This window comes from Zoogloea dura (genome assembly GCF_012927165.1).
Taxonomy (GTDB): Bacteria; Pseudomonadota; Gammaproteobacteria; order Burkholderiales; family Rhodocyclaceae; genus Zoogloea; species Zoogloea dura.
In genome coordinates this window covers 280,310-303,696 of sequence record NZ_JABBGA010000004.1, presented here as the reverse complement: position 1 = coordinate 303,696, position 23,387 = coordinate 280,310, and the positions used below count along the sequence as shown (strand labels likewise).

The following is a 23,387-nucleotide window of genomic DNA, read 5'->3' as shown; positions in this document are numbered from 1 at the left end:
TGAAAGGGGGATAACTGATCAGACCGCTTCGCCGCGAAGCAGCGGATCGAGCTTTCCAGCGTGGTCGAGGGCGAACAGTTCGTCACAGCCGCCCACGTGATAGTCGCCGATGTAGATTTGCGGCACGGTCCGGCGGCCGGTGCGGGTCATCATCTCGTCCCGGCGTTCGGGGTCGGTGTCGATGCGGACCTTTTCGATGTCGGTCACGCCCTTGCGGCGCAGAAGGCCCTCGGCCCGCACGCAGTAGGGGCAGACGGCCGTGGCGTACATGAGGATCTTGGGTTCCATGATGCTCACTTCTTTTTCTTGTTGCGACTGACCGGCATGCCGGCCTGCTCCCAGGCAGCGATGCCACCTTCGAGGTTGTGCACCTGCGTGAAGCCGGCCTTGCGCAGGATGTCGCAGGCGGAGGCTGAACGATTGCCGCTCTGGCAATTGAGGATAACAGGCTTGTCCTTCAGCTTGTCGAGTTCGCCAAGGCGCTTCTCGAGCTCGCCGAGGGGGATGTGCTGGGCGTTCAGGAGGTGGCCCGCGGCATATTCGCCGGCATCCCGTACGTCGATGACGACGGCGTCGTCACGGTTGATGAGCTGGGTGGCCCGGGCCGGGCTGATTCCCCGGCTGCCGCGCACCGAGGTGACGATGAGCAGCGTGCCGCTGACGGCTGCGAGCGCAGCCCAATACCAGTGTTGCTGGATGAATTCCACTGAAAGACTCCGGAGCTTGAAGGGTCAGTCGTCCCGGCAGAACACTTCGCGCATCATGCCGATCAACTGCAGTGTGCGGGGGTCGCCGACCCGGTAATACACCCGGTTGGCATCCTTGCGGGTGAGCAGGACTTCCTTGTCGCGCAGGATGGCCAGGTGCTGCGAGATGTTGCTTTGAGATGTGCCGACGGCTTCGACGATGTCCTGCACGCAGACTTCCTCGCTCCCCACCACGCACAGGATCTTGAGGCGCAAGGGGTGCGAGATGGCCTTGAGGGCCCGCGCGGCGGTCTCGATGTGCTCCTGCTTGGCGATGAGGTCTACGATGTCGGTCTTCACGAATGGCGCGGGAGAGCTGGGGGGCGAAAAGTCTGGGTCGGGCCTTGTCGAAACGAACTGACCAGGGTTTTATGCGTGGCTGGTCCAGCCGATGATGGCATCGGCAGACCGCGTAAAATACCACTTTTCGCGCTGCGGGTGCGCAGCTGCCTCCGCCGGCCGGGTCGCGGGCGCGGGTCTGTCTGCGCCGACGGGTGGGGTTGGGGCTGGCGGGGGAGTGCGGAACCTTTCCGGTTTATACTTCTCTCCCTTTCTGAAAAGCCCATGGCGGGCGCGAGAAGGTGACCGGAGCCAGCCCTCCGGCATCACGACGGAGACTTTATGCGCAGCAAACTGCAACAGGCCGGCCTGGTCTTCACCGGGCTTTGTGCGGGTGTCCTGATCAGCCTTAATTTTTCGGCCAACGCGGACAAGAATTCCGCGCTCGCACCGCTGCCGGTTGAGGAGTTGCGCAATCTCGCCGATGTCTTCAATGCCATCAAGCAGGGCTACGTGGAGCCGGTGGAAGACAAGAAGCTGATCACCCACGCGATCAGCGGCATGTTGTCCAACCTCGATCCCCATTCGGCCTACCTGGATGCGGAGGCCTTCAAGGAGCTGCAGGTCGGCACCCAGGGCGAATTCGGTGGCCTGGGCATCGAGGTGGGCTCCGAGGACGGCTACGTCAAGGTGATCTCTCCGATCGAGGACACTCCCGCCTTCCGGGCCGGCATCAAGGCCGGTGACCTGATCATCAAGCTCGACGATACCTCGGTGAAGGGGCTGTCCCTCAACGACGCGGTCAAGAAGATGCGCGGCAAGCCCAAGACCTCCATCGTGCTGACCATCGCACGGAAGGGGGAGGCCAAGCCCATCGTCGTCACGCTGGTGCGGGAAGTCATCAAGGTCCAGAGCGTCAAGTCGAAGATGGTCGAACCCGGCTACGCGTATGTGCGGGTCGTGCAGTTCCAGGAGCAGACGGCGGCCTCGCTCGTGCAGCACCTGGAGAAGCTTGCCAGGCAGGGTGAGCTGAAGGGGCTGGTGCTCGACCTGCGTAATGACCCGGGTGGCCTCCTGCACGGCGCAGTGGGCGTGTCGGCGGCATTCCTGCCGCCCAAGGCCCTGGTGGTGTCCACTGATGGCCGCACCGAGGACGCCAAGCGTAAGTATCTGGCGGTGCCGGAGGACTACCTGCGCGGCGTGCGCGACGATTACATGCGTAATGTCCCGGCCTCCATCAAGACCGTGCCAATGGTGGTACTCGTCAATGGCGGTTCGGCGTCGGCGTCAGAGATCGTGGCCGGGGCCCTGCAGGATCACAAGCGCGCCGTAGTGATGGGCACCCAGAGCTTCGGCAAGGGTTCGGTGCAGACCATCATCCCGCTCAACAGCAACTCGGCCATCAAGCTCACCACCGCCCGTTATTTCACACCCAACGGCCGGTCCATCCAGGCCAAGGGCATCGTCCCGGACATCCTTGTCGAGGAGACCCCTAACGGGGCATCCCGCGAGCGCCTGCGCGAGGCGGATCTCGAGCGCCACCTGAGCAACGGCAAGGATCCGGAAGTGCCGCGCAGCGAAGCTGCCCCAGCTGCGCCCAGGAAGGATGCGGCCCCCAAGGGCAAGGACAAGGACAAGGACAAGAAGGACGAGGCGGACGAATCCAGGCCGCCCTTCGAGATTGCCGGCAAGGACGACTATCAACTGGCCCAAGCGGTGAATTTGCTCAAGGGGCTGCAGATCCTCCAGAATAGCGGCAAGTGATCCGGACGGCGGGGGCCCTGAATGCGACGAGAGACTGCTTACAAGCTGGCTGGCCGCAGGCATGGCAACCCGCAGCACGCTGGCGCCGGCGTGCTGAAGACCCGGGAGATCCGTTTCAAGCAATGGCCGGCCGACCAGGTCGTGCAGGCCGGACGTTCGCTTGCCGCGTTGCGCGGGGTGCAGGTTGAGGCGGGACGCGATGCCCTGAGCCTGATCGTCCACTACAACGTACTCGACTTCACCCTTGAGCTGCTGGAGGAGGCGCTGGTCACGGCGGGTTTCCAACTGGAGCGGACCTTGCTGATCCGCTTGCACCGGGCCCTGATCTATTACGTGGAGGACACCCAGGTGCACAACCTGCGCTCTCCGGAACGCCTGATCAAGCAGTCCCACGAAGTCTATGTCCATGCCTACTCGGCCCATCCTCACGGGGATCACGACGACACGCCGCCGGATCTCCGAGAGTACAAGTAGGCCGGTCACGGCTCATCCTGTTGTTTCTTTCCCCTGGGTGCAGGTTTGCGCCCCTGTCTTTGTCCATCACCCATGAATGACGATCAGCTGCTGCGCTATTCGCGCCATATCCTGCTTCCCCAGATCGGTATCGAGGGCCAGGATGCCATCGTGAATGCCCGTGTCCTGGTCGTCGGGGCCGGAGGGCTGGGCTCTCCGGCGGCGATGTACCTGGCGGCCGCGGGGGTCGGTACCCTCGTCCTGGCAGACGGCGATACGGTGGATCTGACCAATCTGCAGCGCCAGATCCTGCACAGCCAGGAGGGCGTAGGGCGGCTCAAGGTCGAGTCGGGCAGCGATACGCTGGCCCGCCTGAATCCGGAAGTGAAGGTCGTGCCGCTGGCCCATCGCCTGGAGGGCGATGCGCTCGAGGAGGAGGTCGGTCTGGCCGACGTGGTGCTGGATTGCTCGGACAATTTCGTCACCCGCCATGCCATCAACCGGGCCTGTGTGGCCAGAGGTCGGCCGTTGGTGTCCGGCGCGGCGATCCGTTTTGACGGGCAGGTCTCTGTATTCGACCTGCGGCAGGCCGATAGCCCCTGCTATCACTGCCTCTTTCCGGAGGGGGAGGATGTCGAGGAGATCCGCTGTGCGGTGATGGGGGTCTTCGCGCCGCTTACAGGCATCGTCGGCGCAGTCCAGGCCGCCGAGGCGCTCAAGCTGCTGGCAGGTTGCGGCGAGCCGCTGGTGGGGCGTTTGCTGCTGCTGGATACGCTGGCCATGGACTGGCGGACGATCCGTCTGGGCCGCGACCCGTCCTGTCCGGTATGTGCGACCCGCTGATGCGGGGCCCCGGCCCGGCCTGGCGCACTCTCAGGCTGGGCGGGCCAGGATGCGCAGGTCCTGGCCGACCAAGCGCACATCCCGGATGTTCAGCGGGCGTTTGTCGGCGAGGGCGTTCAGGGCCGGCAGGTTGAACAGGCCGCGTGCGGCGTCGCCGACCAGGAATGGCGCCAGGTAGAGCACGATCTCGTCGACGCAGCCTTCCCGCAGCAGCGAGCCGTTGAGCTTGAACCCGCTTTCGGCGGTGACTTCATTCAGCCCCCGGCGCCCGAGTTCGAGCATCAGGGCATTCAGATCCACCTTGCCGCCATCGTTCGGTAGCACGACCACGTCGGCCCCCCGGCGCTGCAGGGCGGCGATGCGTTCCGGATTGTCTACGGCGGCGGCGATCAGCACCGGGCCGCCATCGAGCAGGCGGGCATTGAGCGGCGTGTCGAGGCGCGCATCGACGACCACCCGCAGGGGCTGACGTTCGGTGGCAACCGCGCGTACGTTGAGCTGGGGATCGTCGTCGCGGACCGTTCCGATGCCGGTGAGGACGGCGCAGGAGCGGGCGCGCCAGCGATGCGCGTCACGCCGTGCGTCTTCGCCGGTGATCCATTGAGAGACGCCATTCTCCAGCGCGGTCTTGCCGTCGAGCGTGGCGGCGGCCTTGAGGCGCAGCCAGGGGCGGCCGCGGGTCATGCGCGAGATGAAGCCGATGTTCAGCTCGCGGGCTTCGCCTTCCTGGATGCCGGCCAGCGTGTCGATGCCGGCATCCCGCAGGCGCTGCAGGCCACGCCCGGACACCAGCGGGTTGGGGTCGCTCATGGCCACCACCACGCGCTGCACGCCCGCCTTGATCAGCGCATCGGCGCAGGGCGGTGTCCGTCCGTGGTGGGAGCAGGGCTCGAGGGTTACGTAGGCCGTTGCGCCGCGGGCGGATTCCCCAGCCATGGCCAGGGCGTGGACTTCGGCGTGGGCCTCGCCGGCACGGACGTGCCAGCCCTCTCCGACCATCTGGCCATCCCGGACGATCACGCAGCCGACACGTGGGTTTGGGGTGGTCGTGAACAGTCCGCGCGCTGCCAGTTCGAGGGCGCGGGCCATCCACCGGAAATCGTCGGCGGTGGCGCTCATGGGAATCAGGTCGCTTTTGGGGGACGTCCGCGGGGACGGGTGGTGACTTCGCGGATCACTTCGGAGAATTCATCCACGTCCTCGAAGGCACGATAGACGGAGGCAAAGCGGATGTAGGCGACCTTGTCGAGCTTCTTGAGCTCACGCATGACCAGTTCGCCGATGCGTTCGGAGGCGATCTCGCGTTCGCCGGAGGCAAGGAGCTTGGCTTCGATGCGGTCTACAGCGGCGTCTACGTTCTCGGCGGTGACCGGGCGTTTGCGCAGGGCCAGCTTCAGGCTGCCCAGCAGCTTGTCGCGGCTGAAATCAGCCCGGCTGCCGTTCTTCTTGACCACCTGGGGCATCTTGAGATCGATGCGTTCATAGGTGGTGAAACGCTTGTCGCAGGACAGGCAGCGACGGCGGCGCCGTACGATGTCACCGTCTTCGTTTTCACGGGTGTCGGTGACCTGCGTATTTTCGGCGCCGCAGAAAGGGCAGTGCATGCGCTAGCGTCCCTGCCTGCTGCTGATACGGCTCAGGCGCCGTACACCGGGAACTTGCGGCACAGCTCGGCAACCTTGGTGCGCACGTTCTCGAGGGTGGATTCGTCGTTGGGATTGTCGAGCACGTCGGCGATCAGATGGGCAACGCGCTCGGCCTCGATCTCGGTGAAGCCCCGGGTGGTCATGGCCGGCGAGCCGATGCGGATGCCGGAGGTGACGAAGGGCTTCTGCGGATCGTTGGGGATGGAGTTCTTGTTGACCGTGATGTGGGCGCGGCCGAGGGCGGCTTCGGCTTCCTTGCCGGTGATGTTCTTGGACTGCAGGTCGAGCAGGAAGACGTGGCTCTCGGTACGGCCGGAGATGATGCGCAGGCCGCGTTCTTCACCCAGCACCCGGGCCATCACGCGGGCATTGGCGAGCACCTGTTCCTGGTAGTGCTTGAACTCGGGGGTCGCCGCCTCCTTGAAGGCGACGGCCTTGCCGGCGATCACGTGCATCAGCGGGCCGCCCTGCAGGCCCGGGAAGATGGCGGAGTTGAGCGCCTTCTCGTGCTCGGCCTTCATCAGGATGATGCCGCCGCGCGGGCCGCGCAGGGTCTTGTGGGTGGTCGAGGTGACCACGTCGGCGTGAGGCACCGGGTTGGGGTAGTAGCCTGCGGCGATGAGGCCTGCGTAGTGGGCCATGTCCACCCAGAAGATGGCGCCGATTTCCTTGGCGATCTTTGCGAAGCGCTCGAAGTCGATGCGCAGGGAGTAAGCGGAGGCGCCGGCGATGATGATGCGCGGCTTGTGCTCGCGGGCCAGCGCTTCCATCTTGTCGTAATCGATCTCTTCGTTCTTGTCGAGGCCGTAGGCGACGACGTTGAACCACTTGCCGGACATGTTCAGCGGCATGCCGTGGGTCAGGTGACCACCCTCGGCCAGGCTCATGCCCATGATGGTGTCGCCTGGCTTGGCGAAGGCCATCAGCACGGCCTGGTTGGCCTGGGAGCCGGAATTGGGCTGGACGTTGGCAGCCTCAGCGCCAAACAGGGTCTTGAGGCGGTCGATGGCGAGCTGCTCGGCCAGATCGACGAATTCACAGCCGCCGTAATAGCGCTTGCCCGGATAGCCTTCCGCGTACTTGTTGGTGAGCTGGGAGCCCTGGGCTTCCATGACGGCGGCGCTCACGTAGTTTTCGGAGGCGATCAGTTCGATGTGATCTTCCTGACGGCGGTTTTCGGCCTCAATGGCTTGCCACAGTTCAGGATCGACCTTGGCGAGGGTATTTTGCTTGGAAAACATGGCTATCCGGCGGGTGCGTGAGTCAAAAGCGGAGTTTAGCACGGCATCCGGGGCTTGCCGAAAGCCCCGGATGCCCCGCCTGGGTAGCGGGGTGTGGGAGTCAGACGCGGAAATGGCTGACCTTGGCCTCCAGGTCACTGGCCAGACGCTCGAGCGTGGCGGTCTGTTCATGGGTGTGAAGGGTGATCTGGTTGTTCTGCTCGGCCATCCGGGCGATCCGCTCCACCCCCCGCGCCACTTCCTGACTGGCGGCGCTCTGTTCGTGGGTGGCGCTGGCAATGTCCAGCACGGCGCCGGTTGTGCGCCCGCTCTCATTGCGGATGGTCTCCAGGACTTCTCCGGAGGCGGTGGCGGACTGGACCCCGCCCTGCACCTCGCGGGCCACTCCGGCGATCATCGTGACGACGCGCTGGGCCTCGCCCTGCACCTCGGTCACCGTGGTCGAAATCTCGCGGGTCGAGCTGGCGGTGCGCTCGGCCAGCTTGCGCACTTCGTCGGCTACCACGGCGAAGCCCCGGCCGCTTTCGCCGGCCCGGGCGGCCTCGATTGCCGCGTTGAGGGCCAGCAGGTTGGTCTGGTCGGCGATCTCGTTGATGATCTTGCCGATGTTGGAGATGCGGGCGGAGCGTTCGGATAGCAGATTGACGGCTTCACCGGCCTTGCCTATCTCGCTGGCGATGCGATCCATGCCGCTGATCACGACGCGCACCTTGTTGCTGCCGTCATCGGCGTGGCCTTGTGCCTGCTGGGTGAAGTCGCGGGCGATGGCGGCGCTGTCGGAGACCTGGGTGATGCTGACCGACAGTTCCTCGATGGCGGCAGCCAGCGCGGCGGCGGCCTCGCTCTGGGCGGTGGTGCCGCTCACTACCTGGTCGGATCCCCTGCGGACCTCACGGGCTGCGTCCTTGACCGTGTTGCTGGTCTGGATGACATCGCCAATCAGCTGGCCCATCTTGCTGACGGTTCCACCCAGGGCATGGGCGATCCGGTCCAGTTCATTTGCGCTGTTGGCCGGAGTCTGGGCAAAGCGCACGGTCAGATCGCCCTCGCCGATGCGTCGGCTGGCCTCGAGCATGTCCTTGATCGGTGCCAGCCGGTTGCGCGTGATGGCGTAAAGGGTGCCCGCCAGGATGAGGGCGCCGCCGAGGCACAGGGCGATCAGGGTGTTGCGGAGCTTGCGCGCCTCGACGGTGAATTCGTCGACGAAGCTACCGGTGGATACCACCCAGCCCCAGGACGGGGATGAGCGGTATACGACGATCTTGTCGCCCAGATCGGAACCGCCGGGCGTGTGGGGCCAGGCGTAGGTCAGGTGCCCCTGCTTCTTGCTGATCTGCTCTTCGGCAATCTTGATGAGGGTGGGCTGGGCGAGCTCACCAATGGTCTTGCCGGTCAGTGTCGGATGGAAGATGAATTCAGACTTGGTGGGGTCGCTCTCGCTGGTCAGGATGTAGGCATAGCCACTTTGTCCCGACTTGATGGACGCAACGGCCTGCATCAGTCGATCCATGTCCTGCTGGATGCTGACCCGGGAGGCGAGGGCGCCCACCACCTTGCCGTCGCCGTCCTTGATGGGCTCGATGGCAGAGACGTAGTACTTGCCCGAGCGCTTGACGACGCCGGCGTAGGTCTTTCCGGCCAGGAGGGCCTTGTGCTCCGGGCTGCCCGAGGGAATGGGGGTGCCTTCGGTGCTTTTGCCGTCCTTGGTCTTGAGGAGGGTGGCCGAGCGCACGAACTCGTCGCCTGAGCGCAGCAGCAGGGCGGGATCAGAGTCGGTCTGCTTGCGCAGGCTCTCGAGCAGGGCGATGTTGCCATTCACCACCTTGTCACCGCTGCGCACGACGGGAAGCTGATAGCTGCCCTGGGTCTGAGTCTCAGGGCCGATGCGCAGGGGGCCGAGGCTGTCCCGGACCCGATCGAGACCCTTGCTGGCATGGGCGACGGCGCTGTCGTGGCTGAGTTCGAGCATGCGGACGATGCTCTCGATCTGATGCGAGAGTTCCTCGTCCGTCTTGGCCAGGGCGGCCGTTTGCGTGTAGTGGGAGGTGAAGCCGATCAGGACCGCAAAGACGGCCAGGCTCACGAGCGTGCCGGCGATGGTGATCTGACGGACTAGGGACAGGCGATTGAGCTTGAACATGGTGCACTCTCTGACCGGAATGGGGGGCAGAGAGTGCATACGACAAATGGCAGGAAATCTTGAACCCAGAATGAGCAGTTCTCAGGCGTCGGGGAGCTCGTCGAGGCTGTCAGTGAGGTGATCCTGGCGGGCCCAGGCGATGAGCGACCAATCAGTTGCGGAGTCTCCGTGCCATTCGATCCAGTTGAGCGCAGCGTTCGGGATCGTGAAATCCCGCGGTGCGTCCAGGGGCTTGCCGGTGGCCAGGCGGTGCGCAATGTCGAGGACGCCACCGTGGGTCACCACCAGTACCTGCCCGCCCTGGTGGGCTCGGGCGATGCGGTGGAGGACGTCGTGAATGCGTGCCGCGAATTCCCGCAGGCTCTCTCCTCCATCCGGAAACACAAAGGCAGGGTCGCGGCTTTCGAAGTGCCTGTAGGCCTCCGGGAAACGGGCCCGGGCTTCGTCGTAGGTCAGGGACTGGAACGCGCCGTAGTGACGCTCCCGCAATTGCGCGTCGAATTCGGGCGCCAGCCCGCAACGGGTAACGATGCTGTCGGCAGTCTGGCGGGCCCGTTGCAGATCCGAGCAATACGCCGCGGAGAAGCGTTCACCGGCAAGGCCGGCCGCGGTGGCGCGGGCCTGGGCATGGCCCTTTTCATTGAGGGGAATGTCGATATGGCCCTGGAGGCGGCGTTCGGCATTCCAGGCTGTTTCACCATGGCGGACAAGGCAGATACGGGTGCTCATGCGACTATGAATTGAGGGGCGCTAGGGGCCTGAAGTATCGCATGCAGAGGCCGTGCCGACAGGGTATGGCAGTCCTTACGTAACGGTAGGCGTAATCCCTGATTGTTGGAGCGGCAATCTCGCCGATAATCCGGCCTCAAGGTGCAGGCGCGTCCAGCCCTGTGATGCAACACCAAGATATGGGTCTAAAACTACAAGGAGGTGTGGGACGTGCAAGCCCTGCTCAAACTATCTCGAGGAATTGATGCCCTGACTGAGCGCGTCGGAAAGGCGGCGGTCTGGCTGGTTCTGGTCGTCACCCTCATCAGTGCGGTCAATGCCTTCGTGCGTTATGCCTTCAATTACAGCTCGAACGGCCTGCTGGAGATCCAGTGGTATCTGTTTTCGGCGATTTTCCTCTTGTGTGCCGGCTATACCCTGATGCGCAATGAGCACGTCCGTATCGACGTCATTTCCGGCCATCTCTCACCCCGTGCCCATGCCTGGATCGACATCATCGGCACCTTGTTCTTCCTGGCTCCGATGGCGGTCGCCGTGCTCTATCTGTCCTGGCCGATCTTCATCAACTCCTACCTCAACAACGAGTATTCCTCCAACGCTGGCGGCCTGATCATCTGGCCGGTACGCGCCCTCGTGCCGCTGGGCTTCGGGCTGCTGATCCTCCAGGCGGTGTCCGAGTTCATCAAGCGGATAGCTTTCCTGAATGGCCTGATCGAGGATCCCAACGCCAAGAAACATACCCCCTCCGCCGAGGAAGAACTCGCGAAGGCCATCAAGCAGCAGCGCGGGGAGAACGTCTAAATGGAATTCATCGCCGCCAACATGGCGCCCCTGATGTTCGGGTCGCTGGTCCTGTTCATGTTGTTTGGCTATCCGGTGGCGTTTGCGCTGGCGGCCAACGGCATCGTTTTCGGTCTGATCGGGATCGAACTCGGCATGCTCACCCCGGCCCTGTTCCAGGCCTTGCCTGACCGTATCTTCGGGGTCATGTCGAACGACACCCTGCTGGCCATTCCCTTCTTCACCTTCATGGGGCTAATCCTTGAACGATCGGGGATGGCAGAGGATCTGCTCGATACCATTGGCCAATTGTTCGGGCCGGTGCGCGGCGGCCTGGCCTTTGCCGTGATCTTCGTCGGAGCGATCCTGGCGGCCACCACGGGTGTGGTGGCCGCGTCGGTGATCTCCATGGGCCTGATCTCCCTGCCGATCATGATGCGCTACGGCTACGATCAGCGTCTCGCCACCGGGGTCATCGCGGCATCCGGCACGCTGGCCCAGATCATCCCGCCTTCGCTGGTGCTGATCATCATGGCCGACCAGCTCGGCCGTTCGGTGGGCGACATGTACCAGGGGGCGCTGATCCCCGGCCTGGTCCTGACGGCTTTTTATGTGGCCTATGTGGCGCTGGTTGCCATCCTCAAGCCGTCGGCCGCGCCAGCCCTTCCGCCGGAAGCACGCGTGCTGCGCGGTGGCAAGCTGATGCTGCGGGTGCTGACCACCCTGGTTCCGCCGCTGATGCTGATCTTCCTTGTTCTGGGTACCATCTTCCTGGGTATCGCGACGCCGACGGAGGGTGGTGCGATGGGGGCGTTTGGCGCTTTGGTGATGGCGCTGCTGCGCAAGCGCATCACAGTCACATTGCTCAAGCAAGCCATGGAGAGCACCGCCAAGCTGACCACCTTCGTGATCTTCATCCTGATCGGTGCCCGGGTCTTTTCGCTGACCTTCTATGGTGTGGAGGGCCACCTGTGGGTGGAGCACCTGCTGGCGGATCTGCCTGGCGGCCAGGTGGGCTTCCTGGTCGTGGTGAACATCCTGATCTTCCTGCTGGCCTTCTTCCTGGACTTCTTCGAGCTGTCCTTCATCGTGGTGCCACTGCTGGCGCCGGTGGCCGAGAAGCTGGGGATCGACCTGATCTGGTTCGGTGTGCTGCTGGGTGTGAACATGCAGACCTCGTTCATGCATCCGCCCTTCGGCTTTGCCTTGTTCTACCTGCGCTCGGTGGCCCCGGCTTCGGTCAAGACCACCCAGATCTACTGGGGGGCAGTGCCCTTCGTCGTGATCCAGATCATCATGGTGGGTATCCTGATCGCCTTTCCGCAACTGGTGACCATGAGCCTGGATACCCAGCAGGTGGTGGATACGGACCAGGTCGAGATCACCGTGCCGGACGAGCCGCCTCAGGAGGATGCGCCTGTGCAGTTCGATGCGGAGGAGAAGGAAGGTGAGCGGCCTGCGCCGGGGGCTGAAGCACCGGCCGCGCCCGAAGACGATGCCGCAAAGGCGCTCGAGAAGGCGCTACAGGGCGACAAAAAGTAAGCTGGCCCGAGTCCCTGCCCTGAAGTCAAAAAGCCCGCCGGAGTCCGGCGGGCTTTTTCATGGATGCGTGCCGTTGGCATGCTGTGGGTTCATTCTTCCCGGCACAGGCGGTTGCGTCCGCTCTGCTTGGCCTTGTACAGCGAGTGGTCGGCACGGGCGATGAATTCTTCGGTGCTCTCACCGGCCCTATAGCTGGCCATGCCGATCGAAATGCTGATCTGGGCGAGGCGTTCACCGCTGCGATTGTCCTTGAGTGCCAGGCGCTCGATGGACACGCGGAGGTTCTCGCACAGATCGACTGCCTGATGGGCTGTGCCGCCACAGAAGACCAGGGCGAACTCTTCGCCTCCATAGCGGTAGGCCGAGACCCCCAGCCTGCCGGTGTCGTTGAGTTGCTTGCCGACCACACCCAGCACGCGGTCGCCCACCTGGTGGCCAAAGCGGTCGTTGAATTGCTTGAAGTGGTCGATATCCAGCATGGCCAGATGCAGGGGCACGCCACGTGCAGCTTGTGGGGTGAGCTGGGCCAGTTCGGTGTCGAAGGCCCGGCGATTGTTGACCCCTGTCAGTTCGTCATGCATGACGTTGTGGCGGAGGGCTTCCATTTCGTCGCGCAGGCGGCGGATTTCGGCGTTGGCGGATTTCAGTTTCTGCTCGAAGCGGGCGCTGCTTTCGTGCATGGCGGTGGAGCCTTGCAGGAGCTTCTCCACCGTCCCGAAAACGTCCTCGAAGCTGTTGCCGGTGCCGGGCGGGCTGCGCAGGTCCCGGCTGCATTCGTCCAGCAGACTGTTGAAGTCACGGGTACCGCTGAGGCTCGCGTTGAGTTCCTGGCCGATGCCCTGGACCATCTTTTCGAGATCTTCCTTGACCCGGGTGAGGGCGGCGTCGTGCTCGCCGTCCGGCGAGACATGCTCGCGAAAGAGGTCTGCGGCCCGGCTGAAGGGCACCGTGCCGTAGGTGGCGACGATGTCGTCGATGCGGCGGTTGAGGGTGGGGTCGTCGTTGGAGACGTAGGTGTACCAGAGTGCGTAATTGACTGGTGTCACCGGAATGCCATGTTTCACCATGATGGGAACGGCCTTGCGGAGGCGTTCCGCGGCTTTCTCGACAGACGCGCTGATCACAATCTCTCTCCCCGGAAGACGCGCACGCGGGATCCGGTAACGGGTGGTTTATGGTTTTCGTATGGGCCCACTCCGGGCTGTATGTCCGTTACGGCGGGAGGGGCTCTTTATTTATGTAGTTGAGTGTTTCATTCACAATCTGTGACAAATTTAACTTCACAAAAACAAAAAAGGCGCCTACGGCGCCGATTTTGTTTTTATAAATTGTCGAAATTAAAATATTTGTTAATTTGAGGTGTCGTACATCACCGAGCCCTCGACCAAGGTGTAGTGGACCTTGCCAGGCAGTTCCAGGCCCAGGAAGGGGGTGTTCTTGCCCTGGCTCCTGAGCATGCTCCGGCTGATCAGCTGGTGGGCATCGGGGTTGAAGATGCACACGTCTGCGCGGGCGCCGACACTGAGGTGGCCCCCCTTGGCAATCCCGGCGATCTTCGCTGCCTCGGAGGTGATGCGGGCCAGCGCATCGATCAGCGGCAGCTTGTACTCGGCAGCCCACTTGAGCGTCAGGGGCAGCAGCAGCTCGAGCCCGGTGTTGCCCGGCTCGGACTCACTGAAGGGGGCCTGCTTGGCGTCGTCGTCCACCGGGGTGTGGTCGGAGCAGATGGCGTTGATGCGGCCATCCGCCACGGCTTGGGCCAGGGCCTGGCGGTCGCGCTGGCTGCGGTAGGGCGGGATCACATGGCAATGCGGATTGAAATAGCCGATGTCCATGTCGCTGAGGTGCAGGTAATGGGCGGCCACGTCACAGGTCACATCCACGCCTTCGGTGCGTGCCCGCTCGATCAGGTCCAGGCTCTCGGCACAGGACAGGCGGGTGATGTGCAGGCGGGCGCCGGTCTGGCGGGCCAGGCGCAGATAGGTGTACAGCGCAATGATCTCGGAGCTGGCCGGGATGCCGGGCAGGCCCAGGCGGGAGGCCACCTCGCCGTCGTGGGCGACACCGCCCTTGGCCAGGAAGATGTCGAGGGGCTGCAGCCAGACCCGGAAGCCGAAGGTCGCGGCGTACTGCATGGCGCGGCCCAGGACGCGGGTGTCGAGAATGGGGGTGTTGGCCTGGCTGAAGGCCACGCAGCCGGCCTCGACCAGCTCCGCCATCTCGGAAAGCTGCTCGCCCTTGAGGCCGATGGTCAGGGCACCCACCGGGTAAACGTGGGCGCGGTTGAGCTTCTTGGCCCGGTAGCAGAGCATTTCCACCAGGCCGGGCTCGTCCAGCACCGGATCGGTGTCGGGCGGGATGGCCAGGCTGGTGACGCCGCCGGCCATCGCCGCATCCATCTCGGACTCGAGGGTGGCCTTGTATTCGAAGCCGGGCTCGCGCAGGCGGGCGGCCAGGTCGATCAGCCCGGGGGCCACCACCAGGCCGCTGGCGTCGATGCTGTGCTGGGCGCTGAAGCCGGCAGGGGCGGCGCCCACTCCGGCGATCTTGCCGTCGACGATGAACAGGTCATGCCGGGCGTCGATCTTGTTGGCCGGGTCGATCAGCCGGCCGTTCTGGATATGGATGTTCATTCTCTGGAACCTGTCTCTGCTCAGTGGCTGCCCAACATGCTCATCACGGCCATGCGTACCGCGATGCCGAAGGTGACCTGGGGCAGGATCACGGCCTGCCCGCCATCGGCCACCGCGGAGTCGATCTCGACGCCGCGGTTCATGGGGCCGGGGTGCATCACGATGGCATCGGGCTTGGCCAGGGCCAGCTTCTCGGCGGTGAGGCCCCAGACCTTGAAGAACTCCTGTGGGCTGGGCAGCAGGGCGCCGTTCATGCGTTCGTTCTGCAGGCGCAGCATCATCACCACGTCCACCCCCCTGAGGCCTTCTTCCATGCTGTGGAAGACGCGCACGCCCATCTTCTCGACATCGGTGGGGAGCAGGGTCTTGGGGCCGATGACGCGGACTTCGGGCACGCCGAGGGTGGTCAGCGCGGCGATCTGCGAGCGGGCGACCCGGGAGTGCAGCACGTCACCGACGATGGCCACGGTGAGGTTGTGGAATTCCTTCTTGTAGTGCCGGATGGTGTACATATCCAGCAGGCCCTGGGTGGGGTGGGCATGCCGCCCGTCGCCGGCGTTGACCACGTGGATGTGGTCGCGCCCGGTGTTCTCCAGGTGTTGGGCGATCAGGTAGGGCGCGCCGCTGGACTCGTGGCGCACCACGAACATGTCGGCGTGCATGGCGCACAGGTTGTCCACCGTGTCGAGCAGGGTCTCGCCCTTCTTGGTGGACGAGGTGGCCACGTTGAGGTTGATCACGTCGGCGGACAGGCGCTTGGCGGCGATCTCGAAGGTGGTGCGGGTGCGCGTGCTGTTCTCGAAGAACAGGTTGAAGACGCTCTTGCCGCGCAGCAGGGGCAGCTTCTTGACCTCCCGCTCGGCCACTTCGGTGAAGGGCGCGGCGGTGTCGAGGATCTGGGTGATGATGGCGCGGGGCAGGCCGTCGAGGGTCAGCAGGTGCTGCAGTTCGCCGTGCTTGTTGAGTTGGGGATTACGCATGGATCAGCCTCAGGGTGAGGGCGCCGGAGTCGTCGCGCTCAAGTTGGAGGTTTTGCCCGGCGGGCAGGGGAGCCGGCAGGGTCAGGGCACAGAAGCTCGCCGCGATGGGCAGCTCGCGACCGCCGCGGTCGACTAGCACCGCCAGGTCCACCCGGGCGGGACGGCCGTAGTCGAACAGTTCGTTGAGGGCGGCGCGGGTGGTGCGGCCGGTGTAGAGCACGTCGTCGACGATAACGATGTGGCTGCTTTCGACGTCGAAGGGGATGCGCGAGCCCCGGGGCTGGGGATGCAGGCCTTTGGCCGAGTAGTCGTCGCGGTAGAAGCTCACGTCGATGCTGCCCAGCGGCTGGGACAGACCGAGCAGGGCGTGAAGGCGCTCGGCCAGCCACACGCCGCCTGTGTGGATGCCCACCAGGCAGGTGTCGGGGGTGACGCGGGGGCGCATGGACTCGGCCAGCGCGGCGATGAGCTGATCGGCTTCAGGAAGCTGCATGTCGGGCACTTTCAAAGTACTGGAGCAGGATGATCTGGGCGGCCGCGGAATCCAGCCGGGGCTTTTGCTTGCGCCAGCCGTGGTGCCCGGCCTCGGCGAGGCGCTCCTCGGCCTCGGCGGAGGACAGGCGCTCGTCCACCAGGGCCACCGGCAGGCCGTAGCGGCCGTGGAGCTGGTTGGCGAAGCGCCGGCAGCGGACCGTCATGGCGTGTTCGGTGCCGTCGAGGTGAACCGGCAGCCCGACCACCAGGGAGGCGGGTCTCCATTCGGCCAGCAGCTTTTCGATGGCCGCGAAGCGGGCCGCATTGGCCTCGTCGGAGATCACCGCCAGGGGGTGGGCATGGCCGGTTTCCGTTTCACCCACGGCCACGCCGATGCGCGCCAGGCCGAAGTCGAAGCCAATGACGGTTCCCACTCAGGCGTGTCCGGCGACGTCCGAAAGCTTGGCGAAATCCACGCCGAGGAGCTGCATGGCCGCGGCGAGGCGTTCCTCGGGGGGAAGGTCGAAGACGATGGTCAGGTCGGCGGGCACGGTGAGCCAGGCGTTCTGGGCCAGTTCGTGCTCGAGCTGGCCGGACGACCAGCCGGCGTAGCCGAGGGCCACCAGGACCTCGGCGGGTTTCCCGTCGGCGGCGAGGGACTGCAGCACGTCGCGCGAGCTGGTCAGGCCGATGTCATCGCTGACCGTCAGGGTGGAATGCCACTTGCCCGCCGGGCGGTGCAGCACGAAGCCCCGGTCGGACTGCACCGGGCCGCCGAAATACACCGGCAGATCGGCAAAGTCTGGTTGCTCGAAGGGGATGTCGATGCGCTCGAACAGCGTCGCCAGCCGCATGTCGGTGGGACGGTTCACGATGACCCCCATGGCGCCGTTCTCGTTGTGCTCGGCGATGTAGGTAAGGGTGCGCGAAAAATTCGGATCGGCCATGGCAGGCATGGCAATCAGAAAGTGGTCGGTCAGATTGATGGTCGTCGTAGTCACGGGCGTTATTTTAAGCCGAGGTGCGCGATTGTAGTGGCAACTTTTGGGGCATGCTTGCGTCCCTTCAGTCCATTGCCCGTGCCATTGGTTCCATGTCTGCCGCTCTTGTCTGGTTTCGTCGCGATCTGCGCGACTTCGATCATGCAGCGCTCCACCACGCCCTCAAGTCCCATGAGCGGGTGTATTGCGCCTTTGTCTTCGATACGGAGATCCTCGATGTGCTGCCGCGCCGTGCCGATCGGCGGGTGGAGTTCATCCATGGCAGCGTCGCCGAACTGGACGCAGCCCTGCGGGCCCGGGGCGGCGGCCTCATTGTGCGCCACGCCGCGGCGCGGGATTGCATCCCGGCGCTGGCGGCCTCGCTGGGCGTCGATGCGGTCTTTGCCAACCGGGATTACGAGCCCGCCGCCCTGGCCCGCGACGCGGAGGTGGCCGACAGGCTGCGGGTGCTGGGCTGCGCCTTCCGGGATTTCAAGGACCAGGTGATCTTCGAGAAGAGCGAGGTGCTGACCCAGGGCGGCTCGCCCTTCTCGGTGTTCACGCCCTACAAGCGGGCCTGGCTCAAGACCCTCACCGACTTTCATCTCAAGGCCTACCCGATCGACAAATACGCCGGGCATCTGGCGCTCCCGCCGGCCGGCGAGGTCCTGCCATCCCTGGAGAGCCTGGGCTTCGAGCCGACCAACCTGGCCGAGCTAGGCATCGAGCCCGGCATGGCGGCGGGGCGGCGCCTGTTTGAGGCTTTTCTGAAGCGCATGGGGCGTTATAAGGCTCGCCGGGATTTCCCGGCGGTGAAGGGCGTGTCCTATCTCTCCGTGCATCTGCGCTTCGGCACCGTGTCGATCCGCGAACTGGCGCGGGCCGCCCAGGAGGCGGGCGGGGAGGGCGCGGAGACCTGGCTGTCCGAGCTGATCTGGCGTGACTTCTACTTCCAGATCCTGTGGCACCACCCCCGCGTGGTGGGCGCCAGCTTCCGTCCCGAGTACGATAAGGTGGCCTGGGAGGCGGCGCCGGCCCTGTTCGAGGCCTGGTGTGAGGGCCGCACGGGCTATCCGGTGATCGACGCGGCGATGCGTCAGATCAACCACAGCGGCTACATGCACAACCGCCTGCGGATGATCGTGGCCTCCTTCCTGACCAAGGACCTGGGCATCGACTGGCGCCTCGGCGAGTGTTATTTCGCCGAGCATCTCAACGATTTCGACCTGGCCGCCAACAACGGCGGCTGGCAGTGGGCGGCGTCCACCGGCTGTGATGCCCAGCCTTACTTCCGCATCTTCAACCCGGTGACCCAGTCGGAGCGCTTCGATCCCGACGGAGCCTTCATCCGCCGCTACCTGCCGGAGCTGGCAAAGGTGCCGGACAAGTACATCCATGCCCCGTGGACCCTGCCGCCCATCGACCAGAAGCTGGCCGGCTGCCAGATCGGTAGCGACTACCCGGCGCCCATCGTGGACCACGCCCGAGCCCGCGAGCGCACCCTGGCCCGCTTTGCAGTGGTGAAGGGAGCCGACAGCGCGGCGGCGGACGAGGGCGACGCCTAGCGCCAGGCGGTGGCGATCAGGACTTCTCCCTCGACCTCGCAGGCCATGCCGTCCCCGCTTCCATCCACCACGCGGTGAGGTGCGAGTTCGGCGGCGACTTCGCTGCGCAGCAAGGCCTGGGTGGCGTCCGGGAGGCGTGCCAGCGCTTCGGCGGCGCCGCCGGCCAGGTCGAGAAAGGCCTGCCAGTAGGCGTCGGCATTGGCAAAGCGGCAGCGCAGGGTGTGGGCTTCGATACGGATCGAGCCGAAGCCGGCGTCCCGCAGCAGGGCCTCCAGCACGGCCGGCTCGCCGAGGCGGAAGACCGACGGCCGCGCCACCCGCGGGGCTGGCAGCAGGCGGGCGATACAGTCCTGGGCGCGGCTGATCAGCGGCACGGACTCGCGATGCCCCCACACCGACAGGGCAATCCGGCCGCCCGGGCGGATGACCCGGCGCAGTTCGGCCAGGGCCCGGGCCGGCTCGGGAAAGATGAACAGCCCCAGGCCGACCAGGACGGTGTCGAAGGATCTGTCGGCAAAGGCCAGGTGCTCGGCGTCGCAGGCTGCGGCAAGCAGGGCCGGCAGGCCTTCCGCGCTGGCACGCTGGCAGCCTTCGGCGAGCATGCCCTCGGCAATGTCGCTGGCCACCACCCGGCCACCGGGCTGAACCTGGCGCAGGGCATCGCGGGCCAGCAGGCCGGGGCCGGCAGCGAGGTCCAGCACGTGCTCGCCGGCTTGCAGGGCGGCGGCGTCGAGCAGGGCCGCCTGCAGGCTGGCGCGCAGTGGTGCGCCGTCGGCGTAGCGGGTGGCGATGCGGTTGAAGCCGCTGCGCTCCAGGGCCTTGAAACGGCGCGCGTCGAAGCCTTCGGGGAGTGTCGTCATGGGGTCGGCAGCAGTCCTGCAAAATGGATAATCTCGTCCAGCCAGGCATCCCAGCGGGTGAAGCTGTGGTCGCCGCCTTCCAGCACGGTCTGGCGGCTGCCGGCGTAGCGGGCCACCGCGTGGCGGTAGTCCAGCACTTCGTCGCCGGTCTCCGCCAGCAGCCAGTAGTTCTCCGGCTGTGCCAGCTGCGCGACCTCCAGACTGCGCAGCTCGGCGATGTGGGCTTCGGTCAGTTCGAAGGGCTCGCCGGTGTACATGTGGGTCTGGACGCCCACGTAGGCCGACAGGGAAAGGGGCGCCAGCACCGCTGGGTTGACCAGCACGGCACGGCAGCCGTGCTGGTTGGCCAAGTAGGTGGCGTAGTAGCCGCCCAAGGAGCTGCCCACCAGGGTGGGGGCCGTGCTGCAGCGGGCGATCTGCGCTTCGGCCAGGGCGATGGCGGCGCACGGCGAGACCGGCAGTTGGTCGCACCACAGCTGATCGGCCAGCCCCAGTGCGGCCATCCGGGCGCCGAGGCTGCGGGCCTTCCAGGACTGGGGGCCGGAGCGGAAGCCGTGGAGGTAGATGATCATCGGGTCTCGAAGCGGTCGTCGGGCCGCAGGCGCTGCGGCAGGGTGGTGTGGAGCCAGTCGAGGCTGGGGCGGTGGTCTGCCAGGTGGGCCAGCCAGAAGGCGGTGGAGGCGGCCAGCAGATTGGCGCTGAAGGGCGGGGGATTGCGCCGCAGGCGGAACACCGAGCCCTCTGCGTCGCTGGCCTGGCCGGCAAAATCCAGGTGGGTGCCGCCGTCGAAGACCAGCAGGTATTTGTGCCCCGGCGCCATGTGGCGGAAGGGCAACTGGCGGTTCTCGGTGGTGATGTCGGACAGGCCCATGCCGTCGTCCCGCGTGCCGGTCAGGCTCATGAAGGGCAGCTGGATGGTGCCGAAGCGCTGCGCCAGCCCCGGCGCCTGCTCGGGCTCGCGGGCCGACGGGCTGAGGGCCAGCGCCGCCCGGACCCGTTGGTCGACTGGCCGGGCCGGATGCTTCGGGCGCTGCTCGCCGGCCAGCAGCTGGGTGGTCACCGCCCCGAAGGAGTGGCCGCACAGGCCGATGCCCGGCGCGCTTGCCAGGCTGGCGGGCAAGTCCGGATGCGTACCGATGGCGGCCAGCACGAAGCACAGGTCGTCGAGCCGGAGGGCCAGGTGTTGCGGGCTCATCGCCGCCCGGAAGGCCTGCCGCAGCGCCAGCGGCGAGCGGCCCTCGCCGAGCAGGCTGAGGTCGCTGCCCGGGTGTTGCACGGCAATGGCGGCGATGCCGTGGCTGGCCCAGTGGCTCAGCCAGGCCTGCCCGCCGTCACGCGAACCGCCGAGGCCGTGGGAGAACAGCACCAGGCCATTGAGGCGGGGGGCGTCGGGCAGGTAGATGCGCAGGGGCAGGCTCCGCCGGCGTGCCTCGTCTTGGATTTCGATCAAGCTGCCCGCGACGCCCCACGGCCCGGCAAGGCCCGGGTCGGTGCGGTCGGGGGCGTTGCTCAGTGGGCGGTCCATTCCACCAGGCCGAAGTGCCAGGTGGCGAGCACCACGATGCCGAAGGCGATGCGGTACCACGCGAAGGGCACGAAGTCGTGGTTGGAGATGTAACGCAGCAGCCAGCGCACGCACAGGAAGGCCGAGGCAAAGGCGGCGATGAAGCCCACCACCCACATGCCCAGGTCGTCGGCGCTGAGCAGCGCCCGCTCCTTGTAGAGCTGGTAGACCGTTGCGACCCCCAAGGTCGGGATGGCCAGGAAGAAGGAGAATTCGGTGGCGGCGTGGCGCGAGAAGCCGAACAGCATGCCGCCGATGATGGTGGAGCCCGAGCGGGAGGTGCCCGGAATCAGTGCGCAGGCCTGGGCGATGCCCATCTTGACGGCGTCGAGGGGGGTCATTTCGTCGACACTGTGAATCCTGACCGTGTGGGTGCGGCGTTCGGCCCACAGAATGACGAAGGCGCCGAGGATGAAGGCGGTGGCCACCGGCAGGGGGGCGAACAGCGAGGCCTTGATGGCCTTGCCGAAGGCCAGCCCGAGGACGGCCAGAGGCAGGAAGGCGATGAAAAGGTTGAGGACCAGGCGGTTGGCTTCCCGCTGGCGGCCGAGCCCGGAGAAGGTTTTCATGATGCGTTCCCGGTATTCCCAGACCACTGCCAGAATGGCGCCGGACTGGATCACGATCTCGAACAGCTTGCCCCGGTCATCATTGAAGTTGAGCAGGTCGCCGGCCAGGATGAGGTGGCCGGTGCTGGAGATGGGCAGAAACTCGGTGAGGCCTTCGACCACGCCGAGGATCAGCGCCTTGATGAGCAAGGTGATGTCCATGAAGTTGTTTGTGTGCAGTGCAAAAAGAAGCCGGCATTATAGCGACAGTGCATGAGCCCTTTTGTGTCGAAGCTGCGGCTAAGCAGCATTCTGATACTCAAGCCGGGTATTCCTGCGCCGTTACTGCCTTGTCAATCAGATCACCAGGCCACGTGGCCTCACCCGGATGCTGAAGAAGATTCCCGTGTCCCGGCTCAAGCCGGGCATGTTCATTCAAGAAATGTGCGGCGACTGGATGTCCCACCCGTTCTGGCGGGCCCAGTTCAAGCTGAAGGACGAGGGGGATCTGCGCCGCATCGTCGATTCCGGCATCCAGCACGTGTACATCGATACCGACAAGGGCATCGATGACCGTGACGCGGTGGCGGCCGACGAGGTGAAGCAGGCGGTCGAGCAGGAGATCATCGCCGCCCTGGCCGCACCCGAGACCCCGCATGTCCGCGCCACCGTGCACGAGGAGCTGGCGCGTGCCCGCAAGGTGCATGAGCAGGCCCACAAGGTGGTGCGCACCATGATGAGCGACGTGCGCTTGGGCAAGGCGGTGTCCCTCGAGGATGCCGAGCCGGTGGTCGAGGCCATCACGGGCTCGGTGTTGCGCAACAGCGGGGCGCTGCTGGGCCTGATCGGCATCAAGAACAAGGACGACTACACCTTCCTGCATTCGGTCAGCGTGTGCACCCTGATGATCGCCTTCGGCCGCTCCCTGGGGCTCGAAGGTGATGAGTTGCGTCAGGGTGGTATTGGTGGGCTGCTCCACGATATCGGCAAGATGAAGGTGCCGGACGAGGTGCTCAACAAGCCGGGGCGGCTGACCGATGCGGAGTTCGACCTGATCCGCCAGCACCCCGGCGATGGTCACGCCGTGCTGGTGAATACACCGGGGATCGGCCCCATTCCCCTCGACATCACCCGTCACCACCACGAGCGGCTTGACGGCAAGGGCTACCCCGACCGCCTGGCGGGCGACCAGATCTCGACCATGGCGCGGATGGCGGCGATCGTCGATGTGTACGACGCGATCACCGCCGATCGCTGCTACCACAAGGGCATGCCGGCCGCCGAGGCGCTGCGCAAGATGTGGGAGTGGAGCGCCGATCACTTCGACCAGAAGCTGCTGCAGGCCTTCATGCGCTGCGTCGGCATCTACCCGGTGGGCAGCCTGGTGCGGCTGGAGTCGGGGCGGCTGGGGGTGGTGGTGGAGCAGAACGACGGCAGCCTGCTCACGCCCAAGCTGCGGGTCTTCTTCAGCACCCGCTCCAACGGCTACATCAAGCCGGAGATGCTCGATCTGGGACGCAAGCTGGGCAGCGGCGGCGGGGACCGCATTGTTTCGGCGGAGGCGCCGGACAAATGGGGCGTCGATCCCCAGCGCTTCCTGTTCCCGGCCTGATCTCCGGC

General features: G+C 65.5%; 25 protein-coding genes. 7 read left to right on the top strand and 18 right to left on the bottom strand.

The window, feature by feature from the left end:
- Positions 1–18 precede the first annotated feature (18 nt).
- From grxC to HHL15_RS07595, 3 genes are read right to left on the bottom strand one after another with little or no spacing between them, the layout of a single operon-like run.
- Positions 19–288: a glutaredoxin 3 gene (gene grxC, locus HHL15_RS07605; protein WP_206198650.1), complete on the bottom strand. Its 270-nt coding sequence runs from the start codon at positions 286–288 to the stop codon at positions 19–21.
- Positions 289–293: 5 nt separating this feature from the next.
- A complete protein-coding gene (locus tag HHL15_RS07600; protein ID WP_169145225.1) occupies positions 294–707 on the bottom strand; it encodes a rhodanese-like domain-containing protein in 414 nt (137 codons plus the stop codon).
- Between the two features lie 24 nt (positions 708–731).
- On the bottom strand, positions 732–1,046 hold the full coding sequence (locus HHL15_RS07595) for an ArsR/SmtB family transcription factor (RefSeq protein ID WP_169145224.1): 315 nt from the start codon (positions 1,044–1,046) through the stop codon (positions 732–734).
- A 321-nt stretch (positions 1,047–1,367) separates the two neighbouring features.
- Between HHL15_RS07595 and HHL15_RS07590 the strand changes: the two genes are divergently transcribed.
- The 3 genes from HHL15_RS07590 to HHL15_RS07580 all read left to right on the top strand — a co-directional run bounded on the left by HHL15_RS07590 (position 1,368) and on the right by HHL15_RS07580 (position 4,085).
- A complete protein-coding gene (locus tag HHL15_RS07590) occupies positions 1,368–2,789 on the top strand; it encodes a S41 family peptidase (protein ID WP_169145223.1) in 1,422 nt (473 codons plus the stop codon).
- 21 nt (positions 2,790–2,810) lie between these two features.
- A complete protein-coding gene (locus tag HHL15_RS07585) occupies positions 2,811–3,263 on the top strand; it encodes a hypothetical protein (RefSeq protein WP_169145222.1) in 453 nt (150 codons plus the stop codon).
- 72 nt (positions 3,264–3,335) lie between these two features.
- Positions 3,336–4,085: a HesA/MoeB/ThiF family protein gene (locus tag HHL15_RS07580; protein WP_169145221.1), complete on the top strand. Its 750-nt coding sequence runs from the start codon at positions 3,336–3,338 to the stop codon at positions 4,083–4,085.
- A gap of 30 nt (positions 4,086–4,115) precedes the next feature.
- Here HHL15_RS07580 and ribD read toward each other — a convergent pair whose 3' ends face one another.
- The 5 genes from ribD to HHL15_RS07555 form a co-directional block, all read right to left on the bottom strand.
- Positions 4,116–5,204 (bottom strand): bifunctional diaminohydroxyphosphoribosylaminopyrimidine deaminase/5-amino-6-(5-phosphoribosylamino)uracil reductase RibD, encoded by a 1,089-nt coding sequence (gene ribD / locus HHL15_RS07575; protein ID WP_169145220.1) that lies wholly within the window; start codon positions 5,202–5,204, stop codon positions 4,116–4,118.
- A gap of 5 nt (positions 5,205–5,209) precedes the next feature.
- On the bottom strand, positions 5,210–5,689 hold the full coding sequence (nrdR, locus tag HHL15_RS07570; RefSeq protein WP_169145219.1) for a transcriptional regulator NrdR: 480 nt from the start codon (positions 5,687–5,689) through the stop codon (positions 5,210–5,212).
- 32 nt (positions 5,690–5,721) lie between these two features.
- Positions 5,722–6,972: a serine hydroxymethyltransferase gene (glyA, locus tag HHL15_RS07565; protein ID WP_169145218.1), complete on the bottom strand. Its 1,251-nt coding sequence runs from the start codon at positions 6,970–6,972 to the stop codon at positions 5,722–5,724.
- 100 nt (positions 6,973–7,072) lie between these two features.
- Complete coding sequence (locus HHL15_RS07560) at positions 7,073–9,112, bottom strand: methyl-accepting chemotaxis protein (RefSeq protein ID WP_169145217.1); 2,040 nt, start codon at positions 9,110–9,112, stop codon at positions 7,073–7,075.
- Between the two features lie 81 nt (positions 9,113–9,193).
- Complete coding sequence (locus HHL15_RS07555; protein WP_169145216.1) at positions 9,194–9,841, bottom strand: histidine phosphatase family protein; 648 nt, start codon at positions 9,839–9,841, stop codon at positions 9,194–9,196.
- Positions 9,842–10,051: 210 nt separating this feature from the next.
- Here HHL15_RS07555 and HHL15_RS07550 point away from each other — a divergent pair, with 210 nt between their 5' ends.
- Positions 10,052–10,642: a TRAP transporter small permease subunit gene (locus tag HHL15_RS07550; RefSeq protein WP_169145215.1), complete on the top strand. Its 591-nt coding sequence runs from the start codon at positions 10,052–10,054 to the stop codon at positions 10,640–10,642.
- Positions 10,643–12,163 (top strand): TRAP transporter large permease, encoded by a 1,521-nt coding sequence (locus HHL15_RS07545; RefSeq protein WP_169145214.1) that lies wholly within the window; start codon positions 10,643–10,645, stop codon positions 12,161–12,163. It begins immediately after the preceding gene.
- An 89-nt stretch (positions 12,164–12,252) separates the two neighbouring features.
- Here HHL15_RS07545 and HHL15_RS26895 read toward each other — a convergent pair whose 3' ends face one another.
- From HHL15_RS26895 to HHL15_RS07515, 6 genes are all read right to left on the bottom strand, one after another.
- Positions 12,253–13,287, bottom strand: a complete 1,035-nt coding sequence (locus HHL15_RS26895; protein ID WP_169145213.1) for a GGDEF domain-containing protein — start codon at positions 13,285–13,287, stop codon at positions 12,253–12,255.
- 225 nt (positions 13,288–13,512) lie between these two features.
- Complete coding sequence (locus tag HHL15_RS07535) at positions 13,513–14,796, bottom strand: dihydroorotase (RefSeq protein ID WP_169145212.1); 1,284 nt, start codon at positions 14,794–14,796, stop codon at positions 13,513–13,515.
- Positions 14,797–14,816: 20 nt separating this feature from the next.
- Positions 14,817–15,776 carry an aspartate carbamoyltransferase catalytic subunit gene (locus HHL15_RS07530; protein WP_169145211.1) on the bottom strand — a complete coding sequence of 320 codons (960 nt, stop codon included), beginning with the start codon at positions 15,774–15,776 and terminating at the stop codon, positions 14,817–14,819.
- Positions 15,769–16,269 (bottom strand): bifunctional pyr operon transcriptional regulator/uracil phosphoribosyltransferase PyrR, encoded by a 501-nt coding sequence (gene pyrR / locus HHL15_RS07525; RefSeq protein ID WP_169145210.1) that lies wholly within the window; start codon positions 16,267–16,269, stop codon positions 15,769–15,771. Before pyrR ends, HHL15_RS07530 begins: the two co-directional genes overlap by 8 nt.
- Positions 16,256–16,684, bottom strand: coding sequence for a Holliday junction resolvase RuvX (ruvX, locus tag HHL15_RS07520; protein ID WP_328825003.1), 429 nt, complete (start codon positions 16,682–16,684; stop codon positions 16,256–16,258). Before ruvX ends, pyrR begins: the two co-directional genes overlap by 14 nt.
- On the bottom strand, positions 16,685–17,206 hold the full coding sequence (locus HHL15_RS07515) for a YqgE/AlgH family protein (RefSeq protein WP_206198671.1): 522 nt from the start codon (positions 17,204–17,206) through the stop codon (positions 16,685–16,687).
- 137 nt (positions 17,207–17,343) lie between these two features.
- Between HHL15_RS07515 and HHL15_RS07510 the strand changes: the two genes are divergently transcribed.
- Positions 17,344–18,795 (top strand): cryptochrome/photolyase family protein, encoded by a 1,452-nt coding sequence (locus HHL15_RS07510; RefSeq protein ID WP_169145285.1) that lies wholly within the window; start codon positions 17,344–17,346, stop codon positions 18,793–18,795.
- Here the strand turns inward: HHL15_RS07510 and HHL15_RS07505 are convergent.
- Genes HHL15_RS07505 through HHL15_RS07490 form a run of 4 tightly spaced genes read right to left on the bottom strand, consistent with a single transcriptional unit; the run spans position 18,792 to position 21,989 of the window.
- Entirely contained in the window at positions 18,792–19,655 is an 864-nt protein-coding gene (locus HHL15_RS07505) for a class I SAM-dependent methyltransferase (protein ID WP_169145208.1), read from the bottom strand. The two genes, HHL15_RS07510 and HHL15_RS07505, sit on opposite strands and share 4 nt — an antisense overlap.
- On the bottom strand, positions 19,652–20,227 hold the full coding sequence (locus HHL15_RS07500; RefSeq protein WP_169145207.1) for a YqiA/YcfP family alpha/beta fold hydrolase: 576 nt from the start codon (positions 20,225–20,227) through the stop codon (positions 19,652–19,654). Before HHL15_RS07500 ends, HHL15_RS07505 begins: the two co-directional genes overlap by 4 nt.
- A complete protein-coding gene (locus tag HHL15_RS07495) occupies positions 20,224–21,180 on the bottom strand; it encodes an alpha/beta hydrolase family protein (RefSeq protein ID WP_169145206.1) in 957 nt (318 codons plus the stop codon). Before HHL15_RS07495 ends, HHL15_RS07500 begins: the two co-directional genes overlap by 4 nt.
- On the bottom strand, positions 21,165–21,989 hold the full coding sequence (locus HHL15_RS07490) for an undecaprenyl-diphosphate phosphatase (protein WP_169145205.1): 825 nt from the start codon (positions 21,987–21,989) through the stop codon (positions 21,165–21,167). The genes HHL15_RS07495 and HHL15_RS07490 overlap by 16 nt, the downstream gene beginning before the upstream one ends.
- Before the next feature lie 166 nt (positions 21,990–22,155).
- Here HHL15_RS07490 and HHL15_RS07485 point away from each other — a divergent pair, with 166 nt between their 5' ends.
- Complete coding sequence (locus tag HHL15_RS07485) at positions 22,156–23,379, top strand: HD-GYP domain-containing protein (RefSeq protein ID WP_169145204.1); 1,224 nt, start codon at positions 22,156–22,158, stop codon at positions 23,377–23,379.
- Positions 23,380–23,387 lie beyond the last annotated feature (8 nt).